This window comes from Mycobacterium sp. 050134, assembly GCF_036409085.1.
Classification (GTDB): domain Bacteria; phylum Actinomycetota; class Actinomycetes; order Mycobacteriales; family Mycobacteriaceae; genus Mycobacterium.
In genome coordinates, this window is the sequence record NZ_JAZGLV010000014.1 from 95,662 (window position 1) to 122,255 (window position 26,594).

30 protein-coding genes and 4 pseudogenes are annotated in these 26,594 nt (G+C 67.0%); 19 read left to right on the plus strand and 15 right to left on the minus strand.

All coding sequences use genetic code 11. The features are described from left to right. Positions 1 to 72: 72 nt before the first annotated feature. A complete protein-coding gene (locus SKC42_RS17875; protein ID WP_330965612.1) occupies positions 73 to 1,056 on the plus strand; it encodes an Lrp/AsnC family transcriptional regulator in 984 nt (327 codons plus the stop codon). Positions 1,057 to 1,084: 28 nt separating this feature from the next. Here the strand turns inward: SKC42_RS17875 and SKC42_RS17880 are convergent, their stop codons facing one another. After that, on the minus strand, positions 1,085 to 2,017 hold the full coding sequence (locus SKC42_RS17880) for a 2-hydroxyacid dehydrogenase (protein WP_330965699.1): 933 nt from the start codon (positions 2,015 to 2,017) through the stop codon (positions 1,085 to 1,087). A 105-nt stretch (positions 2,018 to 2,122) separates the two neighbouring features. Here SKC42_RS17880 and SKC42_RS17885 point away from each other — a divergent pair, with 105 nt between their 5' ends. After that, positions 2,123 to 2,371 (plus strand): YiaA/YiaB family inner membrane protein, encoded by a 249-nt coding sequence (locus SKC42_RS17885; RefSeq protein ID WP_330965613.1) that lies wholly within the window; start codon positions 2,123 to 2,125, stop codon positions 2,369 to 2,371. Here the strand turns inward: SKC42_RS17885 and SKC42_RS17890 are convergent. Together SKC42_RS17890 and SKC42_RS17895 are read right to left on the minus strand one after the other, a co-directional pair. Next, positions 2,332 to 2,520 (minus strand): annotated as a pseudogene (locus SKC42_RS17890) (acyltransferase family protein); the annotation flags it as partial. The gene SKC42_RS17885 and the pseudogene SKC42_RS17890 overlap by 40 nt on opposite strands. A gap of 148 nt (positions 2,521 to 2,668) precedes the next feature. Beyond that, complete coding sequence (locus tag SKC42_RS17895; RefSeq protein ID WP_330965614.1) at positions 2,669 to 3,091, minus strand: nitroreductase family deazaflavin-dependent oxidoreductase; 423 nt, start codon at positions 3,089 to 3,091, stop codon at positions 2,669 to 2,671. 85 nt (positions 3,092 to 3,176) lie between these two features. On the opposite strand from SKC42_RS17895, the gene SKC42_RS17900 reads away from it, so the two are divergent. The 3 genes from SKC42_RS17900 to SKC42_RS17910 are packed head-to-tail and all read left to right on the plus strand — an operon-like array spanning position 3,177 to position 5,334. Next, on the plus strand, positions 3,177 to 3,611 hold the full coding sequence (locus SKC42_RS17900; protein WP_330965615.1) for a MarR family winged helix-turn-helix transcriptional regulator: 435 nt from the start codon (positions 3,177 to 3,179) through the stop codon (positions 3,609 to 3,611). A gap of 19 nt (positions 3,612 to 3,630) precedes the next feature. Beyond that, on the plus strand, positions 3,631 to 4,491 hold the full coding sequence (locus SKC42_RS17905; RefSeq protein WP_330965616.1) for an LLM class F420-dependent oxidoreductase: 861 nt from the start codon (positions 3,631 to 3,633) through the stop codon (positions 4,489 to 4,491). A gap of 18 nt (positions 4,492 to 4,509) precedes the next feature. Continuing rightward, positions 4,510 to 5,334: an SDR family NAD(P)-dependent oxidoreductase gene (locus SKC42_RS17910; protein ID WP_330965617.1), complete on the plus strand. Its 825-nt coding sequence runs from the start codon at positions 4,510 to 4,512 to the stop codon at positions 5,332 to 5,334. Between the two features lie 21 nt (positions 5,335 to 5,355). Here SKC42_RS17910 and SKC42_RS17915 read toward each other — a convergent pair whose 3' ends face one another. Together SKC42_RS17915 and SKC42_RS17920 are read right to left on the minus strand one after the other, a co-directional pair. Continuing rightward, positions 5,356 to 5,691, minus strand: a complete 336-nt coding sequence (locus SKC42_RS17915) for a DUF732 domain-containing protein (RefSeq protein WP_330965618.1) — start codon at positions 5,689 to 5,691, stop codon at positions 5,356 to 5,358. Between the two features lie 115 nt (positions 5,692 to 5,806). Continuing rightward, the gene (locus SKC42_RS17920) at positions 5,807 to 6,721 is read right to left on the minus strand and encodes a class I SAM-dependent methyltransferase (protein WP_330965619.1); all 915 of its coding nucleotides are present in this window, start codon (positions 6,719 to 6,721) and stop codon (positions 5,807 to 5,809) included. A 266-nt stretch (positions 6,722 to 6,987) separates the two neighbouring features. On the opposite strand from SKC42_RS17920, the pseudogene SKC42_RS17925 reads away from it, so the two are divergent. From SKC42_RS17925 to SKC42_RS17945, 5 genes and pseudogenes are all read left to right on the plus strand, one after another. Then, positions 6,988 to 8,421 (plus strand): annotated as a pseudogene (locus SKC42_RS17925) (histidine kinase dimerization/phospho-acceptor domain-containing protein); the annotation flags it as partial. Positions 8,422 to 8,498: 77 nt separating this feature from the next. Next, complete coding sequence (locus tag SKC42_RS17930; protein ID WP_442932182.1) at positions 8,499 to 8,717, plus strand: hypothetical protein; 219 nt, start codon at positions 8,499 to 8,501, stop codon at positions 8,715 to 8,717. Positions 8,718 to 8,963: 246 nt separating this feature from the next. Further along, the gene (locus tag SKC42_RS17935) at positions 8,964 to 9,131 is read left to right on the plus strand and encodes a hypothetical protein (protein WP_330965620.1); all 168 of its coding nucleotides are present in this window, start codon (positions 8,964 to 8,966) and stop codon (positions 9,129 to 9,131) included. Between the two features lie 42 nt (positions 9,132 to 9,173). Continuing rightward, positions 9,174 to 9,383, plus strand: a complete 210-nt coding sequence (locus tag SKC42_RS17940; RefSeq protein ID WP_442932185.1) for a protein kinase domain-containing protein — start codon at positions 9,174 to 9,176, stop codon at positions 9,381 to 9,383. Positions 9,384 to 9,491: 108 nt separating this feature from the next. Further along, positions 9,492 to 9,662 carry a hypothetical protein gene (locus tag SKC42_RS17945; protein ID WP_330965621.1) on the plus strand — a complete coding sequence of 57 codons (171 nt, stop codon included), beginning with the start codon at positions 9,492 to 9,494 and terminating at the stop codon, positions 9,660 to 9,662. Positions 9,663 to 9,703: 41 nt separating this feature from the next. On the opposite strand, the gene SKC42_RS17950 is transcribed toward SKC42_RS17945, so the two are convergent. After that, positions 9,704 to 10,423: an NUDIX hydrolase gene (locus tag SKC42_RS17950; protein ID WP_330965622.1), complete on the minus strand. Its 720-nt coding sequence runs from the start codon at positions 10,421 to 10,423 to the stop codon at positions 9,704 to 9,706. Positions 10,424 to 10,574: 151 nt separating this feature from the next. On the opposite strand from SKC42_RS17950, the gene SKC42_RS17955 reads away from it, so the two are divergent. Continuing rightward, a complete protein-coding gene (locus SKC42_RS17955; RefSeq protein WP_330965700.1) occupies positions 10,575 to 10,874 on the plus strand; it encodes a hypothetical protein in 300 nt (99 codons plus the stop codon). 2 nt (positions 10,875 to 10,876) lie between these two features. Here SKC42_RS17955 and SKC42_RS17960 read toward each other — a convergent pair whose 3' ends face one another. Further along, positions 10,877 to 11,728 (minus strand): LysR family transcriptional regulator, encoded by an 852-nt coding sequence (locus SKC42_RS17960; RefSeq protein ID WP_330965623.1) that lies wholly within the window; start codon positions 11,726 to 11,728, stop codon positions 10,877 to 10,879. A gap of 155 nt (positions 11,729 to 11,883) precedes the next feature. Between SKC42_RS17960 and SKC42_RS17965 the strand changes: the two genes are divergently transcribed. From SKC42_RS17965 to SKC42_RS17980, 4 genes are all read left to right on the plus strand, one after another. Then, a complete protein-coding gene (locus SKC42_RS17965; protein WP_330965701.1) occupies positions 11,884 to 12,828 on the plus strand; it encodes a DMT family transporter in 945 nt (314 codons plus the stop codon). Positions 12,829 to 12,860: 32 nt separating this feature from the next. Beyond that, entirely contained in the window at positions 12,861 to 13,550 is a 690-nt protein-coding gene (locus SKC42_RS17970) for a class I SAM-dependent methyltransferase (protein ID WP_330965624.1), read from the plus strand. 215 nt (positions 13,551 to 13,765) lie between these two features. Continuing rightward, positions 13,766 to 14,458, plus strand: a complete 693-nt coding sequence (locus tag SKC42_RS17975; RefSeq protein WP_330965625.1) for a type 1 glutamine amidotransferase domain-containing protein — start codon at positions 13,766 to 13,768, stop codon at positions 14,456 to 14,458. A 221-nt stretch (positions 14,459 to 14,679) separates the two neighbouring features. Continuing rightward, the gene (locus SKC42_RS17980) at positions 14,680 to 15,168 is read left to right on the plus strand and encodes a hypothetical protein (protein ID WP_330965626.1); all 489 of its coding nucleotides are present in this window, start codon (positions 14,680 to 14,682) and stop codon (positions 15,166 to 15,168) included. A gap of 193 nt (positions 15,169 to 15,361) precedes the next feature. Here the strand turns inward: SKC42_RS17980 and SKC42_RS17985 are convergent, their stop codons facing one another. Then, positions 15,362 to 15,871, minus strand: coding sequence for a hypothetical protein (locus SKC42_RS17985; protein WP_330965627.1), 510 nt, complete (start codon positions 15,869 to 15,871; stop codon positions 15,362 to 15,364). 458 nt (positions 15,872 to 16,329) lie between these two features. Between SKC42_RS17985 and SKC42_RS17990 the strand changes: the two are divergent. Next, positions 16,330 to 16,644: pseudogene (locus SKC42_RS17990) on the plus strand (EAL domain-containing protein); the annotation flags it as partial. A 145-nt stretch (positions 16,645 to 16,789) separates the two neighbouring features. Here SKC42_RS17990 and SKC42_RS17995 read toward each other — a convergent pair. Continuing rightward, complete coding sequence (locus SKC42_RS17995) at positions 16,790 to 17,698, minus strand: oxidoreductase (RefSeq protein ID WP_330965628.1); 909 nt, start codon at positions 17,696 to 17,698, stop codon at positions 16,790 to 16,792. 127 nt (positions 17,699 to 17,825) lie between these two features. Between SKC42_RS17995 and SKC42_RS18000 the strand changes: the two genes are divergently transcribed. After that, entirely contained in the window at positions 17,826 to 18,260 is a 435-nt protein-coding gene (locus SKC42_RS18000) for a winged helix-turn-helix transcriptional regulator (RefSeq protein ID WP_330965629.1), read from the plus strand. Positions 18,261 to 18,281: 21 nt separating this feature from the next. Here SKC42_RS18000 and SKC42_RS18005 read toward each other — a convergent pair whose 3' ends face one another. The 3 genes and pseudogenes from SKC42_RS18005 to SKC42_RS18015 form a co-directional block, all read right to left on the minus strand. After that, the gene (locus SKC42_RS18005) at positions 18,282 to 18,899 is read right to left on the minus strand and encodes a TetR/AcrR family transcriptional regulator (protein ID WP_330965630.1); all 618 of its coding nucleotides are present in this window, start codon (positions 18,897 to 18,899) and stop codon (positions 18,282 to 18,284) included. A 62-nt stretch (positions 18,900 to 18,961) separates the two neighbouring features. Continuing rightward, positions 18,962 to 19,397: pseudogene (locus SKC42_RS18010) on the minus strand (MMPL family transporter); the annotation flags it as partial. Between the two features lie 89 nt (positions 19,398 to 19,486). Further along, positions 19,487 to 20,134 (minus strand): TetR/AcrR family transcriptional regulator, encoded by a 648-nt coding sequence (locus SKC42_RS18015; RefSeq protein WP_330965631.1) that lies wholly within the window; start codon positions 20,132 to 20,134, stop codon positions 19,487 to 19,489. Positions 20,135 to 20,224: 90 nt separating this feature from the next. Between SKC42_RS18015 and SKC42_RS18020 the strand changes: the two genes are divergently transcribed. Beyond that, entirely contained in the window at positions 20,225 to 20,707 is a 483-nt protein-coding gene (locus SKC42_RS18020) for a peroxiredoxin family protein (protein WP_330965632.1), read from the plus strand. A 60-nt stretch (positions 20,708 to 20,767) separates the two neighbouring features. Then, on the plus strand, positions 20,768 to 21,895 hold the full coding sequence (locus SKC42_RS18025) for an NADH:flavin oxidoreductase (protein WP_330965633.1): 1,128 nt from the start codon (positions 20,768 to 20,770) through the stop codon (positions 21,893 to 21,895). A 48-nt stretch (positions 21,896 to 21,943) separates the two neighbouring features. On the opposite strand, the gene SKC42_RS18030 is transcribed toward SKC42_RS18025, so the two are convergent. From SKC42_RS18030 to SKC42_RS18040, 3 genes are all read right to left on the minus strand, one after another. Continuing rightward, positions 21,944 to 23,005: a hypothetical protein gene (locus SKC42_RS18030; RefSeq protein ID WP_330965634.1), complete on the minus strand. Its 1,062-nt coding sequence runs from the start codon at positions 23,003 to 23,005 to the stop codon at positions 21,944 to 21,946. A 79-nt stretch (positions 23,006 to 23,084) separates the two neighbouring features. Continuing rightward, complete coding sequence (locus tag SKC42_RS18035; RefSeq protein ID WP_330965635.1) at positions 23,085 to 23,459, minus strand: hypothetical protein; 375 nt, start codon at positions 23,457 to 23,459, stop codon at positions 23,085 to 23,087. Positions 23,460 to 23,747: 288 nt separating this feature from the next. After that, positions 23,748 to 26,387: an ATP-binding protein gene (locus SKC42_RS18040; RefSeq protein ID WP_330965636.1), complete on the minus strand. Its 2,640-nt coding sequence runs from the start codon at positions 26,385 to 26,387 to the stop codon at positions 23,748 to 23,750. Between the last annotated feature and the right edge of the window lie 207 nt (positions 26,388 to 26,594).

Below are 26,594 nucleotides of genomic sequence, written 5' to 3' on the forward strand. Positions count from 1 at the left end.
TGTTTTCACCACATTTTGCCGCCGAATTGGCAGTAATAGGCATATAGCTGCGCGAAAACGTATCTTTTAGTGGTGGTTGAGCCGCTGGACGGTCAGATTCTGCATGCGCTACAGCTGTGTCCGCGCGCACCGTTTCGGCGGATCGCCGAGGTGCTCGGGGTGCCCGAGCAGACCGTCGCGCGGCGCTATCGCAAGCTGCGCCGCGACGGCGTGGTGCGGGCGGTCGGGGTGACCGACCCCCGGCGACCGGACGAATGCCAGTGGATGGTCCGGGTGCGCGCCAAGTCCGACGACTTGCCGCATCTTGCCGACGCGTTAATCCGGCGCCCGGAAGTCACCCACGCGAACGTCTTGTCGGGGTGGACCGAACTGGTTTGCGTGGTGCGCGCCCCACTGGGAGAGAGCAGCGGCGGGCTATTGCAGCGCCTGCCGCGCACCTTCTCGGTGCTGGCGATGGAGGTCGACCTGATCCTGCACGTGTACGGCGGACCGACGGGCACGTCGTGGACCGGCCACGGTCACACCCTCGATGAGGGTCAGGCGGCCCAATTGCACGAAGACTGGGCCGATGCTCCGGCGGTGCGACCCGCGCTGCCGACGGAAGCGGATCGGCCGCTGCTCGACGCGCTCACCGAGGATGGCCGCACGCCGCACGCGCGGCTGGCCGAACTGACCGGGTGGTCGCCCGCGCGCGTGACGCGACGCATCGCAGCGCTGGAAGCCTCCGCGGCGCTGACCTACGACCTCGAATTGCTGCCCGAGCGCCTCGGCTTTCACGTCACCGCCATGGTGTGGATGCGGACCGCACCGCGCCATCTGGCGGAGGTCGCCGAACGGGTCGCCGAGCACGACGAGGCGGCGTCGGTCATCGCCGTCAGCGGTCCCAACAACCTGGTCGCGATCGTCATCTGCCGCGACGTCGATCACCTCTACCGCTACGTCGCCGAGCGGCTGGCCACCATCGCCGCGATCTCCAGCTACGACATCCGCGTACGCACCAAGCGACTCAAGCAGGCCGCATCGGTGATCGCGCACGGCCGACTGGTGCGCGCTTGAATCACCTGAGCCGCCCGGCTTTTCGCAGTCAGCGACGCCGCTCCTCCGGGCGCAGCACGGGCGTCACCAATTCGCCGGTCCCGAGGTAGCTGTCGAGGTTGCGAATGGCCAACAGCGCCATCGCCCGCCTGGTCCGCGCGGTCGCGCTGCCGATGTGCGGGAACAGCACCACATTGTCCAGGCGAACCAGCTCGGGAGGCACGTGCGGCTCGTCGGCGAAGACGTCCAGTCCGGCCCCACCGAGTCCGCCGCCCGCCAGGAGCTCCACCAGCGCGTCTTGGTCGACCACACTGCCGCGGGCGATGTTGATCAGGTAGCCGTCGGGGCCCAGCGCCTCGAGAACGGGACGGTCGACGAGATTGCGGGTGGTGCCATCGCCCGTAGTGGCGACGACCAGGGCGTCGACAGATTCGGCCAATTCGATCGGCGACTCGGCATAGCGATACGGCGACCCGTCAACCCGGTGGCGGTTGTGATAGGCGATGGCGCAATCGAATCCGAGCAGTCGGGTCGCGACGGCCGAACCGATCCGGCCCAGCCCCAGGATGCCCACCTGCAGGCCGCTGACGTCCCGGCCGTACGGGAAGCGCCCCTCCCACACCCACCGGCCCGCCCGCACGTACCGGTCGGCGGCGCCGAAGCGGCGCAGCGTCATCAGGATCAATCCCAGCGCCGTGTCGGCGACGGTGTCCGACAGCACGTCCGGGGTGTTGCTCACGCCGACGCCGCGGCGCTTCGCCTCCGCCAGATCGATCGTATCCACCCCCGCGCCGTAGTTGACGATCACCTCCAGGTTCGGCATTTTGGCCATCGCGGCGGCATCGATGCCGGCGCGGCCCGACGTCACCACGACGCGGACGTCGGCCCCGTCGCGAATCTCCGGAATGTCGTAACGCCCGGCCAGTTCAGCTTCGAATGTCGGCTCGAAGTCGCCGACCCGGAACACACCGCCGGGCTGCATCACCGTCACTTCTGACTCCCCCCGTCGACACCTAACCCGAGCTCTTCGTAATTTGAGTAGTCCTACGCTGATGACGACCGGGCGTGCGGCCGCATGCTGGTTCGCATGACAGTCCCGAACAACACGTCGAAGAACACCACCGCCTTCTTCATACAGGCCGCCACCGCTTTCGGCACCAGCCTGGTCACCGCGCTCGGCGGCATCATCTACCTACCGCTTGACGCCTGGCAGCGCATGTTCCTGGGCATCACGGTGTTGTTCCTGGTCTCGAGCGCTTTCACCCTGGCGAAGGTGATCCGCGACCAGCAGGAGGCCGCGACGGTGCGGGTCAGGTTGTCCCAGATGAGCACGTGATTGCGGATAATGCTGATCGCCATGACCGTGTGACCGGCAACCACGCCGGTCAGCGCCGCGATGCGGATGACGTCAAGGGCGCGATCACGATCCGCCGAGGTGCGGGCCGCCAGTTCGGCGGGGCCGGGGAAGCCCAAAAGAATTGTCATGCCGCCGGATTGCCTTTCTGCGCGATCGAGTAATTGCAGCGCCAGACGCAAGTGACACCTCGAAAGCATCGCCGACGGCATCGCGGTGACGCGCGAGCGCTTCTACCCGTCCCCGCTAGGTAGTACTACTCAATTCGCGACGACGGCATCACTCCAGGAGGAAAACCGGAATCTGCCGGTCGGCCTTAGCCTCGTATTCCCCGTAGGGAGGGAAGGCCTCGACGGCCAGTCGCCACCACTGTTCGCGCTCGGCTCCCTCCAACTCGCGCGCGGTGCGGGTGAACACCTTGTCCCCGTCCTGCACCGTCACCGACGGGTTGGCTTTGACGTTGAAGTACCAGGCGGGGTGCTCGGGCGCGCCGCCCTTCGAGGCGACCATGACGTACCGCCCGTCCTGCTCGACGCGCATCAATGGCACGTATCGCTGTTTGCCGGTCTTCGCCCCGGTGACCGTGAACAGCACGACGGGTCGATCCATGATCTCGACTCCGTCGGTGGTGCCTTGCTCGAGGATCCGCTGGGTCTGCTCGCGCACCCACTCCGTGGGGCTCAGTTCGGTTTGATCAGCCATACTGGAATTGAACGCCCCGGCCCGTGCGACCCATTCCCGAGGCCGTCTACTAGACAGCACAAACTGTACAGTTTAGGCTGTCTATATGACCAGGGTCAGTGAGTCGTCGGTCCGGGCGGCGCGCGACTTGCGCGTGGTGTTCAGCAGGCTGCGTCGCCGCCTGCGGGCGGTCGCCGCGGCGGACGATCTGACGCCTCCGCAGACGGCGGTCCTGATGCGCCTGGTCAAGGACGGGCCGGCCTCGACCAGCGAACTGGCCGGGGCCGAGCGCATCCGTCCGCAATCCATGGCCGCCACGGTGGCCGGGCTCGACCGACACGGCCTGATCGAACGCACGCCCGATCCCCACGACGGCCGCCGTCAACTCATCACGCTGACCGCCGTGGGGCGGCGCCGTGCCGAGAACGACCGCAGGGTTCGTGAGGAGTGGCTGGTGCGGGCGATGCAGGACCGCTACACCGAGCGCGAGCGTCAGGTGATCAACGAGGCCCTGGCACTGCTCGGCCGACTCGACGATTGACGAAAGGTGATCGACACAAATGAAATTCGGCATTCACTACATCGACTTCCTGCCCGGCGCCCCGGAACGGCTGGCCCCGACGCTGGCCGCCACCGCGAAGGCCGCCGAGGACGCGGGCGCGGAGATGTTCACCTTGGCGGACCACTTCTTCCAAATGGAGGGAGTGGGCCAGGCCGAGGACCCGTTCCTCGAGGGCTACACCTGCATGGGGTACCTGGCCGGACTGACCCAACGCATCACGCTCACGATGCTGGTCACCGGCGTCACCTACCGGCACCCCGGGATACTGGCCAAGACCATGACCACGCTGGACGTCCTGGCGGGAGGCCGGACGATGCTCGGCCTGGGTGCCGCCTGGTACGACCGCGAACACCACGCCCTGGGCATCCCGTTCCCCCCGCTGCGCGAGCGCTTCGAGATGCTCGAGGAGACGTTGCAGATCTGCCTGCAGATGTGGAGCGAGGACGACGGACCCTACGAGGGCAAGCACTACCGCCTCGCCGAGACCATCTGCCAGCCGCAGCCGTTGCGCCGGCCACCGATACTCCTCGGGGGTGCCGGCGAGAAGAAGACGCTCCGCATGGTGGCGCAGTATGCCGACGTGTGGAACAGCACCACGCCCATCGACGAGCTGCCCCACAAGCTCGATGTCCTGCGCCGTCACTGCGACGAGGCCGACCGCGACTTCGACGAGATCATGCTCACCGCGGGCCATTTCGCCGACCCTTTCGAGAATGTCGATGAATACCGGCGTCAGGTGGACCGGTTCGCGGAGCTCGGCATCGACCTGCTCAACACCGGACCGTTTCCCGGCACACCGGATCCCGAGGGCTGGGTCAGGCGCTTCGGCGACGAAGTGCTGCCTCTCGTCGCGGCATAGCCGCCGGGAGGGACGATCGTGGCCCTGATCGGGAAACTGCACGGCAGGACTGCCTTGGTCACCGGCTCCACCAAGGGTGTCGGCGCCGCCATCGCTCGTCGGTTCGCCGGCGCCGGCGCCCGGGTGGTCATCAGTGGGCGCAACCGTGACCGCGGCGTCGCCCTGGAACGCGGCATCCGCGCGAGCGGCGGCGAAGCCCACTTCGTGGCAATCGATTTGAACAAGGAGGAGCAAGTTGCCGCGGGTGTCCAGGCGGCCGTCGAGTGCTACGGCGGCCTCGACATCCTGGTGAACAACGCCGCCCCCACCGACGTCGTGTTGGGCGGGGACGGGTCCGTCGCGGAGTTGAGCACCGAGCGGTTGATGTCCATCCTGCGGCCGGGCCTGGTCGGTCAATTCTGGTGTTGTGCCTACGCTTTACCGCATCTCATCGCCAACCGATCGAGTGCCATCGTGAACATCTCGGCGGCGGCGTCGAAGATCGGCGTTCCCAAGGCCACCGGCTACAGCCTGAGCAAGGGGGCGATCAACGCCCTGAGCCGGCAAATCGCCGTCGACTACGGCGACCGGGGCCTGCGGTCCAACACCATCGTCATCGGACACGTGCTGACCGACGACGCCGAAGCGCTACTGAAGGAGCACCCGGAAATGTCGGCCGCCTTCGACGCCATGACCGTCACCCGACCCGGCTACCCCGACGACGTCGCCGCGGCGGCGCAGTTCCTGGCCTCCGACGACGCTGGATACATCACGGGCGTGGAGCTGCCGGTGGACGGCGGGATGCTGATCGTGCACAACGTTCCCGCCGTCAGCCAGGCGACAAAGCCCGACGGCCCGCCTTAGCGGGCCCCACGCCGGGAGCGGTCACTTCTTCGGCGGCGGGCTGGCGCTGTGATGGGTCGGGCAGTACTCGGCGGTGGCGGCGCCCACGAACAGCTGCGCCTGCGACTGGTTCAGCCGATGCGCCCCCGTGAGCTGATCCACCTCGTCACGCTGGCTGTAGCCCGCGTCGAGGTCCTGACACATGACCCGCGCCATCTTGACGGCCTGGGAATCGTTGCCCACGTGGACCCCATGCGCGTCCAGGTAATTGTTGAAGTCGGCGTCCGTGGTGTCGGCGCTCGCGACGGACACGGGCACCAATACGGCCGCCAGCAGGGCGCCGACGCCGATTGCACACACCTTCCTGACCATTGCCATCCATCACTTTCCGGAGATTGACGTTGCGTATGTGCAACTGTTTCCACTGGTGATGGATTGCTAATCTTGCCGTCCGTTGAACTTCCCGCAAACTCCGGTCAGCCGAGTTCGGCGCTCAGGTAACTGATGGCCCCGCGGAATACCGCGAGGACCTCGTTGTCCGGCAGCGCGAACCCATGCTGGGCGTAGAGCTCTTCGGTGGAATGGACGGTGACTCGCCAGCCGGCCGAACGAAGGTGGTCCGCGGCTTGGCGGCGAGGACCGGTCCACACCAGGTCGGCGACGTCGAAATCGAGGCCGTGCTTGCGCCAGGCGCTGCGAAAGGAGCGCGCCCGCTCGTCGGTGAAGACCTCCATGCTCGCAAAGTTTCGGTGGCCAGGCGGCTGCCGGGCGCGCTGAGCGAGGTGATGTTGTCCAGCAGCCGGTCCTGGGCGTCCGGCGGCAGGTAAGGCAGCAGGCCCTCGGCGATCCAGACCGTCGGCGTGGAGGCGTCAAAGAAGTTGTCGCGCAACGCGTTGGGCCAGTCATCGCGCAGGTCGACGGCCACGGCGCGGCGCTCCGCGGCGGGCTCGGCGCCGAGTTGGGCTAGCGTCGAGGTCTTGAACGCGATCACCTCTGGTTGGTCCACCTCGAACACCACAGTGCCTGCCGGCCAAGGCAACCGGTAAGCCCGCGCGTCCAGGCCGGCCGCCAAGATAACCGCCTGACGGATGCCGCCGGCGGTCGCGGCGAGGAGAAAGTCGTCGAAAAATCTTGTCCGCACGGCCATCTGCTCGCACCGCTGCCGCAACGTCAGGGGCATCTCGTCGTCGATCGGGATTTCCCCGTCGAGCATCCGGATGAAGAAGGGATGCCCAACCGCTCGGACCAACGGCTCGGCGAACCGATCGTCGAGCAGCGGATCGGGGCCGCGGGAGGCCAGCGCCCGCGCCGAGGCGACCATCGTCGCGGTCGCTCCCACGCTGGACGTCAAGTCCCAGCTGTCCCCGTCGGACCGCGCCGAACCTCTCCCCGAACCATTCCCAGTCATCGGGCCTCCCATCTGAAAACTGCCTCGTGGAGCGGCCAGAATCGCGTGGCCACCCGCCGGAGCGGTTTGAAGAGCGTGTGATGTGGAGATCCTATCGAGCACCCACATCCCGGCGCGCCAGTACGGCCATCGCAATACCCTGCCGGGGTGAAATCGGATAGGGGGCTTGCGATGTCGGTTCTCATGGTCAGCACCAGCGTTCCGCGCCGGGCGCCCGCCGGCCTCCGGTAGGCTCCGCAAATTGACCTGCGTGGAAGAGACCTTCGGTGAGTGCTGACGGCGGCGGCCCCCGATCGCTCGCCGAGGCGCAGGACGCGATCTTCGGCGCGGACGAACAACTGCGACCGGATCTGGCCCGCGTCGATTGGGCCGCGACCCCCCTGGGGTCGCCGCTCGACTGGCCGCAAAGCTTGCGGACCGCGGTGACCACCTTGCTGTCGTCGCGCTTTTCGATGTGGCTGGCGTGGGGCCCGGACCTCACGTTCTTCTGCAACGCCGCGTACCGACGCGCCACCCTCGGCCGCAAATACCCGTGGGCACTGGGCCGGCCGGCCCGCGAGGTCTGGGCGGAGATCTGGACCGACATCGGCCCGCGGATCGAGCAGGTTCTGTCCACGGGGCGGGCGACCTGGGACGCGATGCTCCAGCTATTTCTCGAGCGATCGGGCTACCTCGAGGAGTCGCATCACACGTTCTCTTACAGCCCCCTGCGCGACGAGTCCGGCCAGGTCGCGGGAATGCTCTGCGTCGTCAGCGAGGTCACCGAGCAGGTCATCGCCGAGCGGCGGATGGGAACGCTGCGCGACCTCAGTTCCAACCAGAGCGTCGTGCGCACTGAGGAGCAGGTGCTCTCCGTCGCCGCGCGCCAGCTCGGCCTCAATCAGCACGATCTGCCGTTCGCTCTCGTTGGTCTTTTCGACAAGAGCGGGGACGTCCGGCTCGCGAGCGCCAGCGGGATCGACACCGACCATCCCGCGGTGGCGGGCCTCGTGAAGGCGGCCGGCTCCTCGGTCTGGGCCGCGGCGGATGAACAACGCGGCGACCCGATCGTGATCGCGCTCGACGGCGGGGCGGGTGCGGCGCTCCCGACGGGAGACTTGCCCGACCCGCCCACCGAAGCGCTGGTGGTACCGCTGTCGCAGCAGGGCGCCGCCCCCTACGGGGTTCTGGTGGCGGCGCTGAACCGCTACCGGAAACTGGACGACGACTACCGCGGCTTCCTGGAACTCGTCGGGACTCAACTCGCGGCCGCCATCGGCAACGCCCGCAGCTACCGTGCCGAGCAGCGGCGGGCCGAGGAGCTGGCGGAGCTGGACCAGGCCAAGACCACCTTCTTCTCCAACATCAGTCACGAACTCCGCACCCCGCTGACGCTGATCCTCGGTCCGAAGGCCGAAATGCTCGCGCGCGCAGAACAATTCGACGCGCAGACGCGTCGGGAATTGGAGGTCATCCACCGCAACGGCCTGCGCCTCATCAAGCTGGTCAACACGCTGCTCGACTTCTCTCGCATCCCGGCGGGTCGCGTGCGGGCCCACCACGAGCAGGTCGACCTCTCGGGCGTCACCGCCGACCTGGCCAGCATCTTCCGGTCGGCCGTCGGCCGAGCGGGACTTGAGCTACGGGTGGACTGCCCACCTCTGGACGAGCCGGTGTACCTCGACCGGGACATGTGGGAGAAGGTGATTCTGAACCTGCTGATGAGCACACCTTTGAGCCTCACCACGAGCCGTCGCGCCGACGGGACGCGGGTTGTGGCCGCCTGGGGGAGCTCGACATGAGCAACATCGACGCGCTGATTCAGGCGCTGCGCGACGCCACCGACGGCGGCGGCATCACGGTCGACCTCACCGGGGTGGAATACCTCGACAGCGCGGCGATCAACACCTTCTTCGCGCATGTCGGCCACATCGACATCGTCGCGAACGAAATCCTGATGCCGGTGCTCACCGTGAGTGGCCTGACCGATGTGGTCAGCGTGCACCCCGCGCCGTGACCCAGCTGCACCGCTACGGAATGCGGGCGGAACAAACCGTCACCGCCGGTCGTTGGGCCATCCGGACGGTGCCGTGCATTCCCCCGGGTACCAAACCAGAACAGTCGCTGCGAGCGACCACTTGCCGAGAGGCGCGAACGCGGCACCGTCCCCCACCTCGCACTTGCCGGCGACGATCTCGCCGGTTTCGCCGGGCCCGAATCGGGTGACCCTCCCCGTTGAGGAATTACCGAGGGGAGCTCATTGGTGGACCAACAGAACAACATCGATCCCGCGCCCACGCCCGAAGACGCGAGCAAGGCAACCGAAAAGCAGCGGCAGTTGCAGGAGCAGCTGGAACACCAGGACGGAGATCCGGACGGCCCGGGCCTGCACCAGTCCCGACACGACCTCGCCGACGAGAGCCGACGCTGAGCGGCGGCTCACTGGCGATGCCCCGCTTGCGTCCGAGCCCCTCTGGGCCCGGCTCGGGCGGTGTCCATCGTCCGCCAGGTCCCAGACGCGCTGGACGCGACCCACGCCGAGACGGTCATCCACCGCGACGTCAAGCCGGCCAATATCCCGCTGGTTGGTGACGACTTCGCCAGCCTCGTGGATTTCAAGCTGGCCAATGCCGCGGGTGACGCCCGGCTCACCGGGCCCCGGTCAGGCCGGGCCAGGTGGTGAAGATCGCCCCGGACAAATAGGCCCCGCCGCGGCGCCCGGACGCGCCGTGATTCGACTCGTGACAAAACGGGTATAGCGAGGTCACGGGCGAGCGAGGGGACGCGAAGCATGGCAGTGGAGCGAGGCCGCACGCGATGCCCGCGGTGCATGGCGTGGGCCGACTACCGGTTCCTGGACCGCGGCGACAACGTGCTCGAGTACGAGGTGCAATGCGGGACGTGCGGGCACGTGCACTCCGAGGTCAACGTGCTGTCACCGACTCTCACCGCAGCCGCCTAGCCGCCTAAACTGCCTGGGCCGTCAGCATTTCAGACGCCCGCCTACTTCCAGGCAAACACGGGCTGCTCGTATTCGTTCACCGCATCGTGACAGCCCTCCAGACCTAGCCAGCGCAGTTGCAGCAGCACCGCCCCCGTCGGGGCGTGAATAAGGTCGTTGCCCAACGGGATTTGCACGACCGGCCGTGGGCTCTCCGGGATGGCGATGAAGCGCGGTGAGTCCTCGCGTTGCAGTTGGTGCAGCCCCACCCGATAGACGGCCACCACCTCGTCGGGTGCGGGACGGGGCTTGAGTCGGCCGCCGCCCCACATCACCACCGGCGTGATGACATACCCCGAACGCGTCGCGTAGTCGTCGAGCAATCCGAGCACCGCCGAGCCGGCCAGTGCGATGCCGACCTCCTCGTCCAACTCCCGCAGCGCGGCGTCGACGGCGTTTTCGCCAGGGTCGAGACGCCCGCCGGGCAGCGCCCACTGCGCGGCATGGGAAGTGAGGCGAGATGCCCTGCGGCACAGTAGGAACGCCGCACCGCCCGACACATCGACCATCCGGCCGTCGAGGCCGGCGGCCGCAATCGGCCGCCCGGCGTTCCACTCGTCCACCGGCGCAGGACCCACCCGGTCCTCGCCGGCCTCCGAGTCGACCAGCACCACTGCGACGGCCGCATGCCGCCTGCTGGGGTCCGTCACCGCGCGTCGGATGTGTCCCGCTAGATGACCACGGATCCGCTCGCGCAACCCGTCGTCGTACGGGATCGTCACCGCTCGACTATATGCGCGCGGTTGCACCGAGTCGGGGACGGCGGTTAGGTGTCCTTCCGACGGGTAGCCGACCCGGGACACGTCCGTCGCCGGAAGGGAGGTGGGGGCAGTGCTCGCAGATGGCCGCTCGGCGGTTCGATTCGCCCTCACGATGGCCGGGCTGGGGTTGGCGTTTGTCATCGTGGCGGCGCTCTCGGTCAAGGGCTGCGAGGACCCCGGGCGAGGCGACTCCGCCGCGTGCGCCGCACCGGTGCGCATCTGCCTGGGGCTGGGCGCGCCGGCAATGCTGCTGCTATCGGGCGTATGGGCCTTCGTGCGGACCTACCGACTCTGGCGCGCGAGCAAACCGTGGTGGGCCTGGCAGGGAGCGGGTTGGTTTCTGCTTCTCCTCATGGTGCTGACGCTGACCATGGGGCTGCCGCCGATCGCCGGACCCGCCCTCGGCGGCTGACGTCAGTTCTCCGCGCCCAGCACGTCGCGCACCGCGGCGTCGACGGTGCTCAACAGGTCCGCGTCCACGCCTGCGCGGCCACGAACCAGGATCGAGGCACAGTTGGCCGCCGGGAGGCCTTCGGCCACGCAAAGGCCGTCGGGAAGCTTTCCGATCATCGGCAGCAGTGCCACCCCGAGGCCCGATCGCACCGCGGCGTAAAGCCCTGACAAATCACCGCATTCGACGGCGATGTCGTAGGGGACGTCCTGTCTTTCCAGGATCGAGAAGGCCGGCTCACGCAGGGTGCAGGGCTCGGAGAAGACCACCAGAGGCAGCGGATCGGCGATCCGGCGGATGAAGGCCCGCGCCGCAACCCATTTCAGCTGTACGACGCCGGACGCGTTGGCTCGGTCCAGGCCCGCGCCGTCGAGCATGATCGCCAGGTCGACCAGGCCGCGGTCGATCGAGTCCGCGAGTGACACATTGCGGTCGAGCCGGAAGCGCACCCTCCGGTCCGGCAATCGCTCGCGCAGCACACCCGTCAGGCCAGCGAGCATCACGTCGGCCCCGTGCTCGGTGGCACCGATGGTCAACAGCCTCGGCTCGGTGGCGCCCAGGTCTTCGAGCGCCGTGTCGTGCGCGGCCAAGATCGTGCGGGCGTGTCGGACCACCCGATGCCCGAATTCGGTGAACACCACTCCCCGGCCCGAACGCTCGACTACCGGCTGGCCGACCACCGCTTCGATCCTGCGCAGGTGCTGGCTGACCGCCGACTGCGTCAGATGCAGCGCGGCGGCGGCGCGGTGAAATCCGCCACAATCGGCGACGGCGACGAGGCTGCGGAGCGGCGCGATATCAAGAGCCTGGCCCATGTCGATACCGTAATCCGATTAGGATCATTGATCAATCACCTGCAGTTTGCCATCGGTAGTAGCTTTATTCCCAGGTCATTGATTAGTGATATGAATCGGTCGCGATCGCCAATAATCGTTGGACAGCATCGGTGACCGGCGGCGAGCATGGGGGCATGAGCCTGCGTCCCATGCCGTTGAGCACCGCTTCGGCGGTGACGTTCTTCTATGCGGTCGGCTACCCCATCGGGGCGCTCGCGGTGGCGGCGATGACGCCGATGGCCGCGCTGGTGCTGCGGTTCGGCCTGGCCGGCACGATATTGATCGCGTGGACGACCGCCGCCAGAGCGCCGTGGCCGCGCGGCGCGCAGTTCGGTCATGTCATCGTCGCCGGCTTGCTGATCCAGGCCGTGCAATTCTGCGCCCTGTACGAGGCGATCCGGCTCGGCGCGCCCGCGGTGCTCTGCGCGGTGGTGGTCGCGATGAACCCGGTGGCCACGGCGATCCTCGCGGCGGTGTTTCTTCGGGAACGGCTCGGCGCACCCCGGGTGGTGGCGCTGCTTCTCGGTGTCGTCGCCGTGCTCGCCGCATGCGCCAGACGGCTGATGGGCACTCACGGTTTCGATCCGGTGATCGCATTGCTTGTGGTTGGGCTGCTGGGGCTTTCACTCGGGGGGGTCTACCAGCAGCGCTATTGCGCGGGCGTCGACTTCCGTGCGATGAGCGCGCTGCAGAACGCCGCCGCGCTGATACCGGCTGCCGCGCTTGCCGCACTGACACCGTTCGCCGTGCACGACCGGACCAAGGCCGTCGTCGCGATCAGCGCCATGGTGCTGTTCAACGCCACGCTGGCGGTGAGCCTTTACGTGCGGGCCATCAACCACCATGGCGCGGCGGCGGTGGCGATGCTGTTCGCCGTCATTCCGGCGGCCGCGGCCCTGCTCTCGTGGCTGATGCTCGGTCAACGTCCCGACGTGGGTGTCGGCGTCGGCCTGGTTGCCGGCGGACTCGCCTGCTGGCTGAACAGCAAGGCGTCGAGCGGCGGGACGCCGAAGAATCGCACGCCAGCCGCGGCCTCCCCCGTGGACTCGCCACCCCGCACCGCTTATCAAGATGCTTGACGCATATCAGCGTGGTTGATATACCGGAGGGCATGACCCAGCCAACGCAAGAGATGTTCGAATCCGCCTACCGGGGCGAGGCCCCGGAGTTGGGCGAGGGGCACCGACCGCCGTGGAGCATCGGTGAACCACAGCCCGAGATCGCCGCGCTGATCGCGGCGGGCAAGTTCCACGGCGACGTCCTCGACGCCGGTTGCGGGGAGGCCGCGGTCTCGCTGTACCTGGCCGAGCGCGGCTTCACCACGGTGGGCCTCGACCAGTCGCCGACCGCGATCGCGATGGCACGTACGGAAGCCGCCAACCGGGGGTTGACCAACGCGACCTTCGACGTCGCCGATATCAGCTCCTTCACGGGTTACGACGGGCGCTTCGGGACCATCGTCGACAGCACGTTGTTCCACTCGATGCCGGTCGAGTTGCGCCACGGCTACCAGCGGTCGATCGTTCGCGCCGCGGCGCCGGGAGCGTCGTACTTCGTGCTGGTCTTCGACCGCGCCAGCCTGCCCGCCGATGGCCCGGTCAACGCGGTCACCGAGGACGAGTTGCGCGACGTGGTCTCCCGATACTGGGTGATCGACGAGATCCGCCCGGCGCGCATCCACGCCAAGGTGCCGGAGCATTTCCTCGAGCGCCTCGATGCGTTCGCCGGCGCGGACATCCGCGACGAGTCCAACGGCCGCAAGTCCGTGGGCGCGTGGTTGCTGTCGGCGCATCTCGGCTGAGGTTTAGCACGGCTCGCCGGTAAGGGACCGCAGCGCCGCGTTTCCGCCTAGCCGGAACGCGGGTGTCGCGAATGCTCGTCCGAGGCACGCAGTTCCGTCACACAGCGGCGCTACGGCGACGATTGCCCCGGGCCACGCCTCCGCATAGGCTTTCGCCGTACGGGCTTTGCGGAGCGGGTTAGCGCACGGCCTCCCCCGGCAAGGAAGCGATCACGATGGCCAGAGTCCTCTTCGTCGTGACCGGAGCCAGCTTCTGGACGCTGAAGGACGGCACCAGGCACCCGACGGGCTACTGGGCCGAGGAATTCGCCGCGCCCTACAGCGCGCTCAGCGACGCCGGCCACCAGGTCGTGGTGGCGACACCCCGCGGCGTGGTGCCATACGTCGACGTGATGAGCCTGCGTCCCTCGATGGCCGGCGGGGAAGACACCGCCCGGCGGCTCGAGGAGGTCCTCCGCTCTGCCGACGAATTGCGCACGCCGATCGAATTGGCCGACGCCCGGTTGGACGACTACGACGCGGTCTACTACCCGGGCGGGCACGGTCCCATGGAGGACCTGTGGCGCGACGCCGACTCGGGCCGGCTCCTCGCCGCGGCACTGGCGTCGGGCAAGCCCTTGGCCATCGTCTGTCACGCACCGGTCGCCATGCTAGCCACCCGGCGCCATGGCACGACACCGTTCGCCGGTTACCGGGTGACCGCGTTCACCAACGACGAGGAAGACGGCGTCGGCCTGCGCGATAAAGCGCCGTTTACCGCCGAGGACGAGTTAGTCGCGCTCGGAGTCGAATTCGTCCGCGGCGAAATCTGGAAGCCGTTCACGGTGGTGGATCGCAACCTCTACACCGGGCAGAATCCCGCTTCGGCTGGCCCGGTTGCCCAGGAACTACTCAAAGTCCTGAACTGAGCGCACGAACGGCGCGGGTACCGACCGTCGGGTAGCTGCACAGGTCACTTTTCGGCCAGGTAGCGAGCTTGCTCACATCGGGGCCACGCGGGTGTTCGTGCCGCCCAAGATGTGGAATTGTCGCAAAGGAAAATAAGGCCCGCGTCTCCGACGCTTCGCTATCTGCATCTGCGGAACGCGTCGAGCGAAAACCGCGCAGTGACAACACGATTGGCTTTCCCATGCGACGAACCGCCGCGCTGATCATTGCTGGCGCCGTAGGCACTGCAACCGTTTTAGCGCCGACCGAGATAACGGCGGCGCCCACCGCTTTCGCCGGCACCGCGGTTCCCCTGAAGCGACTCCTTCGGGCGTGCGACTTCACCCCATTCATCAACCTGCAGTCGAAGGGGCAGGGCACCGCCCGAACCGACATCTCCGCCTCGTCGAACACGGTCACGGCTCAGGTGCAGTTGGTCGCCGCCGAGCCCGGCACTCACTACAACGTGAGGCTGATCGAGGCACCACGGCCGTCGGCATCGTGCGCAGCCGGTGACGCCGGCGTTGCCGCCGGCGGGATGGACACCGACGCCACGGGCTCGGCGACGCTCACCCTTCAGGAGGGGATTTCCCCGAACGCCACGGGCGCCTGGGTGTTCGTCGATCGCCCGGCGGATCACTCGCAGACACCGGCCGAGTACTACACCTCGGAGATCATCGCCCCGATCTGAGCGCGGGTCAGCGCGCATCGGTCGGGCGAGTGATCGTTCGCGCTTTCACGCCCGGCAGGCGGGCGACGGTGATGTCGGCGAGCCATCGACCGAATCATCCAGTGGCTTGGGCCGCTCGCATTGACGGCCGCACGAGGCCGGCACGGTCCGCCGGCGGTTCGAACACCGGCGAGCCGCGGTGACGGCGCGAACCCTAGAGATCCATCGCGTGGTCCAGTCGGCTTATCGGACCGAAGTTTCCGAATGACCAGCCATCGACCTCGGTCAGGCGCCCTCGCCACAGTGACCGGGTGAACGAGCCCTGGCCGTTGATGACGGTCTGCGCGCGGCGAAAGTGTATGTGGCGAGGGAGGTCTGGCCGCTTCTCCAGTGTCTGACTCGCAATGGCCTCCTCCACCTTTTCCAGCGCCGGACGATAGAAATCCGCGAAGGCCGCGGCGCCCTCCCCGTTGTGGTTCGGACCGCTGAACTCATCCACCAGCAGGCGGTAATACCGGGCCGCAGAGATGAGCATCCCCGACACGACGCAACCCTTGACGTGCAACGTCAAGCCCACCTCCGCAGTGTCCACGGCGTTAATGAACTGCACCAGGCGCACCAACTCGGGGTCGAACGGCAGCGCGGCCTCCCGCCCCGCGGTATCCGCCTGCGCCGCTGCCAAACCTTCGTCGATGGTGCGGGCGTGGCGGCCGCGTTCGGTCATACGTTGATTTAAGCGTGAACTCCCGCCACTCGGCCGATATTGGGTCGCCGAACCCTTGGCGTGCCGTGCCGCAACCCGCTTCCACGGCAGCACCTGTCCACGACGCACCAATTCCCCGTACTGATCCTGGCGGATGGGTGCGAAAACCAGTCGAGCACGTCGACGGTTGCCTCGCCGGCGTCGAGGCCGTGCTGACGTCCCACCACACGGACGAAGTGGGGGTGTTCATCATCCCGGGGCAGACGGCGACCAGCAGGACGCCGTTCTCGGCGTCGGCCGCGCACCGCTGTCCGGCAAGCGCACGAACCGCGGCGACGTGTCCGATCTTGGACGGGATGTTGATGAACGCGGGCCAGATCCCGGCTCGGGCGCTGACGTCCTTCACCTCATCTCGCCAGGCCGCCACCTGCCTATCGACCTCGTCGAGGCTCGTCAGGTCCTCAAAGCGGTCCCACAACCGGCTGAACGACCTGGGCATCCGAGTGGCCTTGGACGACTTTGGTGCCGGATACAACTCGCTGACCTACTGGCACGAGTTGCCGGTGCAGATTGTGAAACTGGACCGAGGGCTGGCGGCGGGCGTCGAACCGGGACGAAACCTCAGGCTGTACCGCTCAGTGATCGGGCTCTGCGAACCCGTGGGCTTGAACGTCATTGCCGAAGGAATCGAGACCCATGAGCAGGCCGAGACAGTCTTTCTGGCCGGGTGCCGCCTGGGGCAGGGTCACCTATTCGGCCGAGCCACCGATCTCGCGGGCCTCGTCGCGTTCTAGTGTCGTGAGTCATTGGTTCGGGTGCAGCCTTCGCTGCTGTTTCCGAGCGTGGGCCCTATGGAGGAAAGGTGTTGGTGGTTTGTACTTTTCCCCCACGTTCGACGTGTTCACAGCGGGATGCACGGCCGAAGATGCTGGTGCACTATTAACGACTCACTAGCTCGTTATCGCCGTCCCGAGCGTGAGTCACGACCTTGTCCAGCTCGGCCGCGTCCTCGGCGGAAAGAACAACCCCCGCACCGGCGATGTTCTCACGCAGGTGTTCCCTCGACGAGGTGCCGGGGATGAGCAAGATGTTCGGGGAACGCTGCAGCAACCAGGCCAATGCGACCGACATCGGCGTCGCCCGCACTCGCGCGGCGACTTTCGAGAGGGCCTCGGACTGCAGTGGTGTGAAGCCCCCGAGCGGGAAGAACGGCACATAGGCGATCCCCTCGGCGGCGAGGCGATCGATCAGGTCGTCATCGTGACGGTGCGCGAGGTTGTACATGTTCTGAACGCACACGATCGGAGCGATTGCCCGCGCGTCGGCGACCTGTTCCTCGGTGACGTTACTGACACCCAGGTGACGGATAAGACCCTGCTGTTGCAGCTCGGCGAGCGTCTCGAAGGCTTGGGCGATTGAATCCGCTTGAACGCCTTGAGCGTTGCCCATGCGCATGTTGACCAGATCGAGGACATCCACGCCGAGGGTATCGATATTGTCGTGGACCTGCCGGCGAAGGTCGACAGGTCGCCTGGCCGTCGGCCAGCCGCCATGGGCATCACGATCGGCCCCGACCTTGGTGGCGATGACCAGGGACTCGGGATAGGGATGCAACGCCTCGCGGATGAGCGCGTTGGTGATCCGCGGCCCGTAGGCGCCGCTGGTGTCGATGTGGTTGATACCGACCTCGACGGCTTCGCGCAGCACGGCCAAGGCTTCCGCACGATCGGCGGGCGGTCCCATCACCCACGGTCCGGCCAGCTGCATCGCCCCGTAGCCGAAGCGGGCGACGGTCGAGTCCCCCAGGGTCAAGGAACCCCCGGGCAGGGAGCCGGCCGTTGCGCGCATTGGGAGCCTTTCTCAGTGAATCGTGTGGACTAGGGGATCCGCCTGATCCATTATTGGAAAACCACTTCCCATCGGGAAGTAGGCACTCGAAAGTGCGTAACTCTCCCATGAGTAGAAGGGCGGCTCGATGGCAAAGACGAGGGCTTCCGAAAGGGCCCGGGCGAAGGCCGAATTCAACGCTTTCTTGGCGGTATGCCCGAGCCGTCAACTCCTGGACCGGATTTCAGACAAGTGGGTGGTCTTGATTCTGTGCGCCCTGGGTGGTGATGGCTCGAAGGCTTCCGATACGCCAAGCCGCCCGGCGGCGCTGCGCTACTCCGAGATTTCTCGCACGCTCGCGGGGGTGAGCCAGAAAATGTTGACCCAGACGTTGCGATCTCTGGAACGCGATGGCCTGCTCACCCGCACCGTGACGCCGACGGTCCCCGTCACGGTCTCCTACCAGCTGACCGAACTCGGGCTATCGCTGCTCGGCCTGACCCGCGGCCTTCGGGAGTGGGCGCAGAGCCGCATGGGCGAGGTACTCGCGCACCGCGAGGAGTACGACGCCCGGGCCAGCTGACATCCCGCTTGGGCCGATCAGTCAGTCGGTCTGTGGCGCTCGGACTGCGGGCAAGATCAGGGTGTCGATGACTTGCCGGACGAGATTGGCGTCGACGGTTTGTCCGCGGGCGACCTGCAGCAGGGCCATCGCCACGAGCACGTCCGCGACCAGCGACCAATCGCGGTCGGCGGATATCTCGCCGCGCTCGGCCGCTTGCGTCAGAATCGCGGAGACCGTGCGCTTGCCTTTGCCGAGCATGAGGTCATCAAGTGCCGAGGCGAGCTCGGGTTCGTGCGCGGCTTCCATCGCGACCCGCAGCACCAGGTCGTTGCTGACGAGGCCGGTGTCACTGCGTTTAACGCGTTCGACGAGGGCGTCCAAGTCACCGGCCAGGCTGCCGGTGTCGGGGACGTCGTCGTCGAGCAGGTCGGGTCGCCAGTGCAACAGCGCGTCGGTCATCAGCGCAGCTTTGGATGACCAGCGGCGGTAGATCGCCGCCTTTCCGACGCCGGCGCGCGCGGCGATGTCGTTCATGTTGGTCGCGTGGTAGCCATGGTCGGCCAGGGCGGCCAGGGCGGCATCGAGGATGCCGGGGTCGCGGGACCGGTCAAGGCGCCCATCGGTGCGTTGGCGCAGTTTCGATTCCGGTTCTGTCATAGGCCCTGATCCGTCGACCGATAACCTTGTTGCCGACATTCTGGCAGACCGGCACCTGAGATTCATGGGGCCGTCAGTTGTGGGATGGGCGCGGTGTGCGCTTCGCCGGGTCCGGGACTGGCTCGCTTGGCACGGTAGGTATTGAGCGGCCACCAGAACCAGTGCCCGGAGCGCCGCGGCGATGGACGGGGTCATGGAGGAACGCGCGATGAGCGTGTCGACCAGCAGGCCCAGACCGATCGTCGTGCCGAGCTGTCCGATCGCCCGTAGCTCGATGACGGTCATCGACATCATGGTGAATGCGAACACCATGCCGGCCGCGGTGACCACCCGCTCGGAAGCGCCCATGCCGCGGATGGTTCCGGCCTTCAGGGCGGCATGGATTTCTTCTTTGAGCCGCGACACCACCAGCAGGCTGTAGTCCGAGCCCACCGCAAGCAGGATCACCACGGACAGCGGCAACACGATCCGGTGGACGACTAGGCCGATGAGGTCCTGGCCACCATCAGGACGATGTTGACACCCGCCTGCATATCGCTGTACATCGACGCTATCCGGGCCAGGTAGGGCAGGCGGGCCCTCAGCAATCAGCGCGGTGGCCCCTGAGCCGGGCCGCGCCGGTACCCGGAGATGTGCCCGAGGGCCATGTCGAGGGCTAGTTCGAGGGGGCGGGAGCTGCGCGTGGTCTGCGCCATGAGCAGTCCGCCCTGCAGCGCACTCATCATCGTCAGGGCAAGCTCGTCCAGGTCGGCTTCGGCATCCAACTCGCCCTTGTCCCGCATGGCGGCAAAGCCTTTCGACAGATAGGACTGCCACTCGGCGAAGGATCGCGCGAGCTCTTCGCGCGCCGATTCCGATCGGTCGGCGAGTTCGCTCACGAGCGAGCCCAATGGGCAGCCGCCAACACCCTGGGTCTCTCGAACCATGGCCACGAGATGTTCACACCATCGCTGCAATCCCTCCCATGAGGAAAGTTCGCGCAGCAACGGTTCCTGCGCGGCGATGACGCGGCCGAACTGGGTCTTGATCACCTCGCCGATGAGGGCGTCTTTGTTGTCGAAGTAGTGGTACAGCTGCGACCGGCTCGTGCCGGTGGCGGTCATGACAGCGTCCAGGCTCGTGCCCGCCACCCCGTGCTGCCGAACGAGGGATGCCGTGGCGGCCACGATGCGGGCTTTGGTCGTCGCGCCCCGAGCCGTCAGCCGCGCGGCGCTACGACCTTGCTTGGAGGCCACACCCGGACATTATTCGAAATGGGATTGTCGGTCCACTTTCTTCCGCCCCATGATGACGAGTGACCGTCGAACCCCTCTGAAAGGACGACGATGGCGCGACTCGACAATGGCCAGCCGTTCCCCGCGCTCGACATTCCCGCCGTCGGAGGCGGCACGATCTCCCTGCCCGGCGACCTCGCCGGCTGCTACGGCGTCATCTTGATCTACCGAGGGGCGTGGTGTCCTTACTGCAACGCTCAGCTCGCCGCGTTCTCGCGTGCACTCGACGTGCTGACCGGACTTGGTGTCAAGGTCGTCGCTCTTTCGGTCGATGACGAGGACACCTCCGCCGCTCTCGTCGCCAAACGGCGGCTGCTCTTTCCGGTCGGCCACAGCGCGGACGCCGACAAGGTCGCCGCAGCGGTCGGCGCCTACGTCAACGACGATCCGCACTACCTGCAGTCGACCGGCTTCATCTTGGCGCCGGATGGGACGGTGAGCCTGGCTGTTTACTCGAGCGGGGCCATCGGGCGGCTGGTCGCCGACGACGTGGCCGGCTTCATCCGCTACCTCGCCGAACATGCGGAGACGTGATGAGCAACGCTGAAGGGTGATCGGCTGCAAAGCAACTCGGCGACGAAGGTGGCTGACTCAATGTCTTTCCGGCTGCGCGCGCAGTCCGAATCCCTATTTCGATCGGCAACCATCGGTGATGTTGACCTGACCAACCGGATCGCCCTCGCACCGATGACCCGGGTCAGCGCGACGGCGGAAGGTGTCCCCACCGATCGGATCGGCAGTTACTACCGGGTTTTCGCGGACGGCGGGTTTGCACTGTTGATCACCGAAGGTCTTTACATCGACGACCAAACCAGCCAGGGATATTTCTTCCAGCCCGGCATCGCCAATCACGTTCAGGCCCAGGCATGGGAACGAGTCGTCGGCGGGGTCCATTCCTCTGGGGCGAAGTTCTTCGCCCAACTGATGCACGCGGGCAGCCAGTCACAAGGCAATCCCCACACGACCACCACCTGGGGCCCCTCCGCCGTCCGCCCGAAGGGTGAGCAGTTGGCCATGTACCGCGGCTCGGGCCCGTTCCCGCTGCCCAAAGCAATGACCGCTGGTCAGATCGACCAGGTCCGCGCGGCGTTCGTCAACGCGGCCCGGCTGGCACGCGACGCCGGGTTCGACGGCGTAGAAATCCATGGCGCCAACGGCTACCTGATCGACGCATTCATCACCGACTACATGAACACCCGCACCGACGGCTACGGCGGCAGCGTCGCCAACCGCGTTCGGCTGGCCACCGAGGTTTGCGCCGACGTGGCGGCCGCTGTCGGCGCAGATATCACCGTCGGTATCCGCATCTCCCAGGGCAAGGTTTCGGACAACCATCACCGGTGGGCGGGCGGTGAGGACGATGCGGCCGCCATTTTCACCGCCCTGGCCGAAACCGGTATCGATTACCTCCACACCACCGAATATCGCGCGCTTGCGCCGGCTTTCGGCGACGAGGGATCCTCTTTGGCCAAGCTCGCCAAGCGATACAGCGGGCTGTCGATCATCGCCAACGGCCACCTCGATGACCCCCAGGATGCCGCCGCGATCATCGACTCCGGCGCCGCCGATGTCGTCGCTCTCGCCAAACCCGCTCTGGCCAACCGGGACTGGCCGCGCCGCGTTCGCGCGGGCCAGACGCTTGCGCCCGACGTGCCGGCCGACACCTTCGGCCCACTTGCCACCATCAAGGACTGGGAAGTCGCCGCCACATCGTCGGGCTGACCTGCGTCACGGTGTCGCCTTGGAGGCACAGCTCGCGCCCTCGTGGACTCAAGGGGTTCGGTTCCTGGAGGCGCTGTCTTGCAGGTTGGAGCCTAGCCCGAAGGTCTGGGCGAGCGTCAGCCAATCTGCCGCGGAGACTACGTAAGCGGGGCGTTCGTTCGACGTAGACACATTGTCGAGCCACGCAAATCGAAATTCCGACCCAACGGTGTCCAGACATCCGATGGTTAGTGGCCGCGCACCGGGGACGCGCACGACCAGGCCGGTGATCTTCGGATAGTCATGCGAGCTGCCATCGCCGCTGACGACACTGTCGGGCTGGAACGTCACCGGCGCCGCTGTCGCCTGCATAGGCGAAGCCGAGGCACCATGGGCGTCGCCGTCCGGGTCGATCACCCGAACCGCAGCGCTGTGCACGTCAAGAACGAGGCTGGGCCGCGAGAGTGATCGCTGAAGCCGTAGTTGTTTACCGAGGGCATAAGACGGCACCTGTTCGGCCAGATAGGGGTTGGGAAACAGCAGACACCGGGTGGGTCCCCCTGGCCCGGGCTCGCGCAAGTCCACTGCAGTTGCGCGGCCGCCGATTCCGATAAGCTCGTCGAACTCTGAGTTCGGCAACCACGCGTCGACGGTCTGCACGGGAGGCTCGTCGAGCCGTGTCGCGGGGGCGATGCGACGATCTCGTGCGCCGAGAACGAACCGGTGCCGACCACAGTGCAGGTGCAGGGCCACGCCCATCGTCACCCACGGACCCAGCTTTGCCTCATTCAGTGAAAAGACCTCGCCGGGACGCTGATTGACGGTGAGGCCGTCGCTCGTGACCCCAATGAGGATCTGTCGGCGCGAACGCCACCACGCGTAGGCCAACCAAATCAGGGGTGCCAGCATGATGGTGGCGGTCCCGCAGCCAAGGCCCACACCGATCCCGATACCGACGCCCACGCGCGCCCCGACGCCCACGCCGACTCCCGCACCGACAACGAGCGCCGCGCCGTATAACAGAGCCAGCGTGCGTTTTCCGGTCACAAGTGCGGTCATTTTCGAAGAAACCGAAGCGGAGGCGGCCACAAACTGGCGCGACATCGTTGTTTCGCCGTTGACGTTCATCATTGTTTACCGCTTCTGTCTCGCGCTAATCATTTGTCCCCACCGACGAAGGTCGGCGGCTCATTCGGAGCATTCCGGATGGTCAGTCGGGCACCCCGATCTCGTCACAGATCGGCGGAATGATGATCAAGTTGCCGCGTGGGGTGCAGAAAGGATGCGGCGGGGGTGGGGGCGGTGACGGTGGGGGCATGAAGACCGGGGCCGGAGTGTCTGCTAATACGAAGCTGTTGATCGGATTTCCGCGCGTGTCGACCATCCGCACATTGCCTTGGCCGAACGGAACCTCGTACCAGGTGTGGCACGCACCCATGTCCCATTGAATACCGCGGAACGGCAAGCCTTGTCCGGGGCACCAGGTGTGTGGCTGCGGGGAGAATGGGTCGGCATGCGCCACACCCGTTGACAGTCCGAAGATCGTGACTGCCGCGCCGCCCCACAGCAGGGCGCCGGCGATCATCCTCTTTGCTGCATTTGGGGCCATCGCCAGTCCGGTAGCCGGAAGACCATCTGAGAGCACGGCGCTCAATTCCCCTGTAGCACTGAGCATCGACAATGTGCCGGCCCCCTGTCTTGAAGGTCCCTCGGCTGGCGGATCACGCGTCCGGGCGAGCCGCCCCTGAGCACGTGTGTTCAGTCTGCGCCGCGCGCGGACGCTATTGATGGGCAATCAGGCCCATATTCCTGGCACTGAGCACCGACGGCATCTGGCGTCTCGCCAGATCGGGACCCCTTGTTTTACGCCGCCTCAGCGCGAAGCGCCGCGCCGGGGCGGTGATTCGGCGTCGCGTCGGAGTGCGTGGGCGGCGGCCTGGATGCGGTTGTCGACGCCGAGTTTGGCCAGGACCGCAGCGACGTGGTGCGCGACGGTTCGGGGACTGAGGGCGAGTTGGGCGGCGATGTCATCGTTGCTGTGACCAGCGGCGACCAGACTCAGCACTTCTCTTTCGCGACGGGTAAGTCCGTCGGGGTCGGCGCGGATGTCGGCGCGGCGTGTCCGGCGGGTGGGGCCACGCAACTCGGTGAGGCGCTGTTGGGCGCGGCGGGCCGCGGCGCGTGCACCCAGCCGGCGGAACGTGTCGTGCGCTGATTGCGCGGCGGCGATGTCGCCGCCGAGTTGGGCAATCGCCGCCTCGTACGGGCATCCGCGGCGCGTCCACTCCGCGGAGGCGGCCTGCCACTGTCCGCTGATCTCCAAGTCGTATGGGGTTATCAACGTTTCGGCGGCGGTCGGCGTCGTGGGGGCACCGGACACGCGCGCCCACCGGTGCAGCTGCCCAATCAGCCACGGATCGGCCCTGTCTTCCAAAGCGCGCAGGGCGGTCTGTGCCTCGGTGCGTGCCGTATCGTCGTCACCGGCCAACCACGCGATCTCGGCGCGCGCAGCCCACACCGGAAACAGCCGGAGATGATCAGACAAGGGGGTTGCCGTGGCGACGTCCTCCAGTGAAACGACGGATTGCTCCCCACGTCGGGCATCAATGAGAGCAACGATCAGCAGCGGCAGCGTCCGGTTCACCGCGGCCAATCCCGGCCGGGTCAACACATCCTCCGCAGCCGAGCGCGCGGTATCCCAATCACCGCGATGCAAACCGAGTAGCGCGCCGACGCCGAGGTTCAATGCCTCGAACGTGAACAGATCGCTGTCGCGACAATGCGCAAGTGCTTCAGTCAGGCAACTCTGGGCCCGCTGCAGGTCGTAGTGCGTCGCGGCGAACGCGCACACACAGGTTCCGAGGACGCCGGCGTGCTCGCCGCGAGGATCGGTAGCCATTGCGTCACGCCAGGCCGCTTCCAGCTCGTCCCATCCAGTGTCGGTCCCCAACACGCGGACCAGGGAGGCCACACCCCGAGCGTGCGCCACGATCACCTCATCATCAAGCTGAGCGCCCACCGCCAAAGCTCGCGCGGTGTAGTCGGCGGCAGCCGGATCGAAACCCCACACGCTTTGCTCGAGCAGATTCACCAGCGACCAGGCCAGCTGCGGGCTAGGGCCATCGTCCTGTACGAGCGCCAAGGAGGCCAGTGCCGCCTCGGCGGCCTCGCTGGTGCGGCCCAGCCCCCATAGTTCGTGAGACATCCAGCGCAGATCATCGGCTTCGGCCAGTCGATCCCCCAGAACATGGCGCAGCATGGCCGCTTCCCGCCAAGACGCCACCGCCTGCTCAGCCAGGCCGCAGGCGTAGCTGGCAAACGCATGCTGTTCAAGCCACGCGGAGCGCTGGTCGACGGACGCGGTATCGGCGTAGCGCAGCGTGAGCTCGTAGAGCTCGGCGGCCTCGCGGTTGGCACCCAGCGCACAAGCGCGCTCGGCGGCCGGCGGCGCGTAACGGACCACAGCATCGGTGTCACCGGCCCGCTTGGCGTGAAAAGCCAGCGCTGACAACATATCCGGGTCAACCGGCGATGCGCTGAGCGCAGCGAGCGCGCGTTGATGCAAAACCCTGCGCTCGTAATCGTCGACTCGCTCCAGCGTGGCACGCCGGGCCAACTCATGACGAAACCCGATCGCATCGCCCTGCAGGGCGACCAAAACGCCCGCACGCAAACATTCGGCCAATCCCACGCTCGCCGCCGGACACAATGTGTGCACCAAACCAGCGTCGGCGCGTGGTCCACACACCGCCACCGCCTGCACCGTTTCGCGGGCAGCAGCCGAGAGCCGCGCCAGCCGGCCCCACACCGCCTCGGAAACGCTGCGTGGCAACGCGTTTCGCTGGAGTGCATCGACGCCCGCGCCAAAGATCTCGGTCACGAAGAACGCGTTGCCGCCGGTAAGGTGATGCAACTGGTCGGCGTTGAGCCCGGTGCCGGCGGCCAGCACCGCGACCGCGTCGCGGCTCAGCGGCTCCAACCCGACGAAGCTGACCGCCGCACACCGCGCCACATCACCCAGTGCAACCGACAGCGAGTGGTGTCCGTCCAATTCCTCGGCACGGTAGGACAGGACCAGCAGCAGCGGCAAGGACTTGATACGCCGGGCCAGGAAGCGCAGCAGATCCAGCGTGGCGCTGTCGGCCCAGTGGGCGTCCTCGATCACCCATACCCAACTGTGCCCGTCGCGCAACACCGCCAGCAGCCGCCGATACAACGCACCGGTGTCACCGGCGTCGACCGCGGCGGCCAGGCCCGCCGATTGCGAGTCCCCCAAATCCGCCATCGCGTCAAGCAATGGCCCCAACGGACGAGGTGTCGCCAACGGGTCGCACCAGCCCGTCAACACCCGCATCGAGCAGTCCAGCTCACCAGTGAATCGGGTGATCACCGCGGTCTTCCCGACCCCGGCCTCCCCCCGCAGCAACACCACCCGGCCCGCACCCCGCGCGGCTCGCCGCGCCAATGCGGCCAGCTCGGCCAACACCGCCGAGCGCTCCAGCAAGCCCTCCACCGATGCCCGCCTCGTTCTGACAAGACTCCACGGCGCCGTCTGTGCCAGGTGCCGAAAAATGGGCCTGATTGCCCATCAACCACGCCCGCCCGCCGCCGCACACTACAAACACGAGGCTCCGGGCGACGGCCGCGGCCACGGCCACCGCACATCCGGACATGATGCGGCTCTCACTGTAGCCCCGACACCGCCCGCGCGCGTCCCAGT

Coding starts and splice junctions, on each gene's coding strand:
- SKC42_RS18000 (WP_330965629.1), top strand. CDS start 17,826: ATGGCAAAGACGAGGGCTTCCGAAAGGGCCCGGGCGAAGGCCGAATTC.
- SKC42_RS17895 (WP_330965614.1), bottom strand. CDS start 3,091: ATGGCTGATCAAACCGAACTGAGCCCCACGGAGTGGGTGCGCGAGCAG.
- SKC42_RS18005 (WP_330965630.1), bottom strand. CDS start 18,899: ATGACAGAACCGGAATCGAAACTGCGCCAACGCACCGATGGGCGCCTT.
- SKC42_RS17905 (WP_330965616.1), top strand. CDS start 3,631: ATGAAATTCGGCATTCACTACATCGACTTCCTGCCCGGCGCCCCGGAA.
- SKC42_RS17995 (WP_330965628.1), bottom strand. CDS start 17,698: ATGCGCGCAACGGCCGGCTCCCTGCCCGGGGGTTCCTTGACCCTGGGG.
- SKC42_RS17915 (WP_330965618.1), bottom strand. CDS start 5,691: ATGGCAATGGTCAGGAAGGTGTGTGCAATCGGCGTCGGCGCCCTGCTG.
- SKC42_RS17945 (WP_330965621.1), top strand. CDS start 9,492: ATGGCAGTGGAGCGAGGCCGCACGCGATGCCCGCGGTGCATGGCGTGG.
- SKC42_RS17900 (WP_330965615.1), top strand. CDS start 3,177: ATGACCAGGGTCAGTGAGTCGTCGGTCCGGGCGGCGCGCGACTTGCGC.
- SKC42_RS18025 (WP_330965633.1), top strand. CDS start 20,768: ATGTCTTTCCGGCTGCGCGCGCAGTCCGAATCCCTATTTCGATCGGCA.
- SKC42_RS17885 (WP_330965613.1), top strand. CDS start 2,123: ATGACAGTCCCGAACAACACGTCGAAGAACACCACCGCCTTCTTCATA.
- SKC42_RS17980 (WP_330965626.1), top strand. CDS start 14,680: ATGCGACGAACCGCCGCGCTGATCATTGCTGGCGCCGTAGGCACTGCA.
- SKC42_RS17920 (WP_330965619.1), bottom strand. CDS start 6,721: ATGACTGGGAATGGTTCGGGGAGAGGTTCGGCGCGGTCCGACGGGGAC.
- SKC42_RS17975 (WP_330965625.1), top strand. CDS start 13,766: ATGGCCAGAGTCCTCTTCGTCGTGACCGGAGCCAGCTTCTGGACGCTG.
- SKC42_RS18030 (WP_330965634.1), bottom strand. CDS start 23,005: ATGATGAACGTCAACGGCGAAACAACGATGTCGCGCCAGTTTGTGGCC.
- SKC42_RS17880 (WP_330965699.1), bottom strand. CDS start 2,017: ATGCAGCCCGGCGGTGTGTTCCGGGTCGGCGACTTCGAGCCGACATTC.
- SKC42_RS17955 (WP_330965700.1), top strand. CDS start 10,575: ATGGCCGGGCTGGGGTTGGCGTTTGTCATCGTGGCGGCGCTCTCGGTC.
- SKC42_RS17930 (WP_442932182.1), top strand. CDS start 8,499: ATGAGCAACATCGACGCGCTGATTCAGGCGCTGCGCGACGCCACCGAC.
- SKC42_RS17960 (WP_330965623.1), bottom strand. CDS start 11,728: ATGGGCCAGGCTCTTGATATCGCGCCGCTCCGCAGCCTCGTCGCCGTC.
- SKC42_RS18035 (WP_330965635.1), bottom strand. CDS start 23,459: ATGATCGCCGGCGCCCTGCTGTGGGGCGGCGCGGCAGTCACGATCTTC.
- SKC42_RS17985 (WP_330965627.1), bottom strand. CDS start 15,871: ATGACCGAACGCGGCCGCCACGCCCGCACCATCGACGAAGGTTTGGCA.
- SKC42_RS18020 (WP_330965632.1), top strand. CDS start 20,225: ATGGCGCGACTCGACAATGGCCAGCCGTTCCCCGCGCTCGACATTCCC.
- SKC42_RS17965 (WP_330965701.1), top strand. CDS start 11,884: ATGAGCCTGCGTCCCATGCCGTTGAGCACCGCTTCGGCGGTGACGTTC.
- SKC42_RS17970 (WP_330965624.1), top strand. CDS start 12,861: ATGACCCAGCCAACGCAAGAGATGTTCGAATCCGCCTACCGGGGCGAG.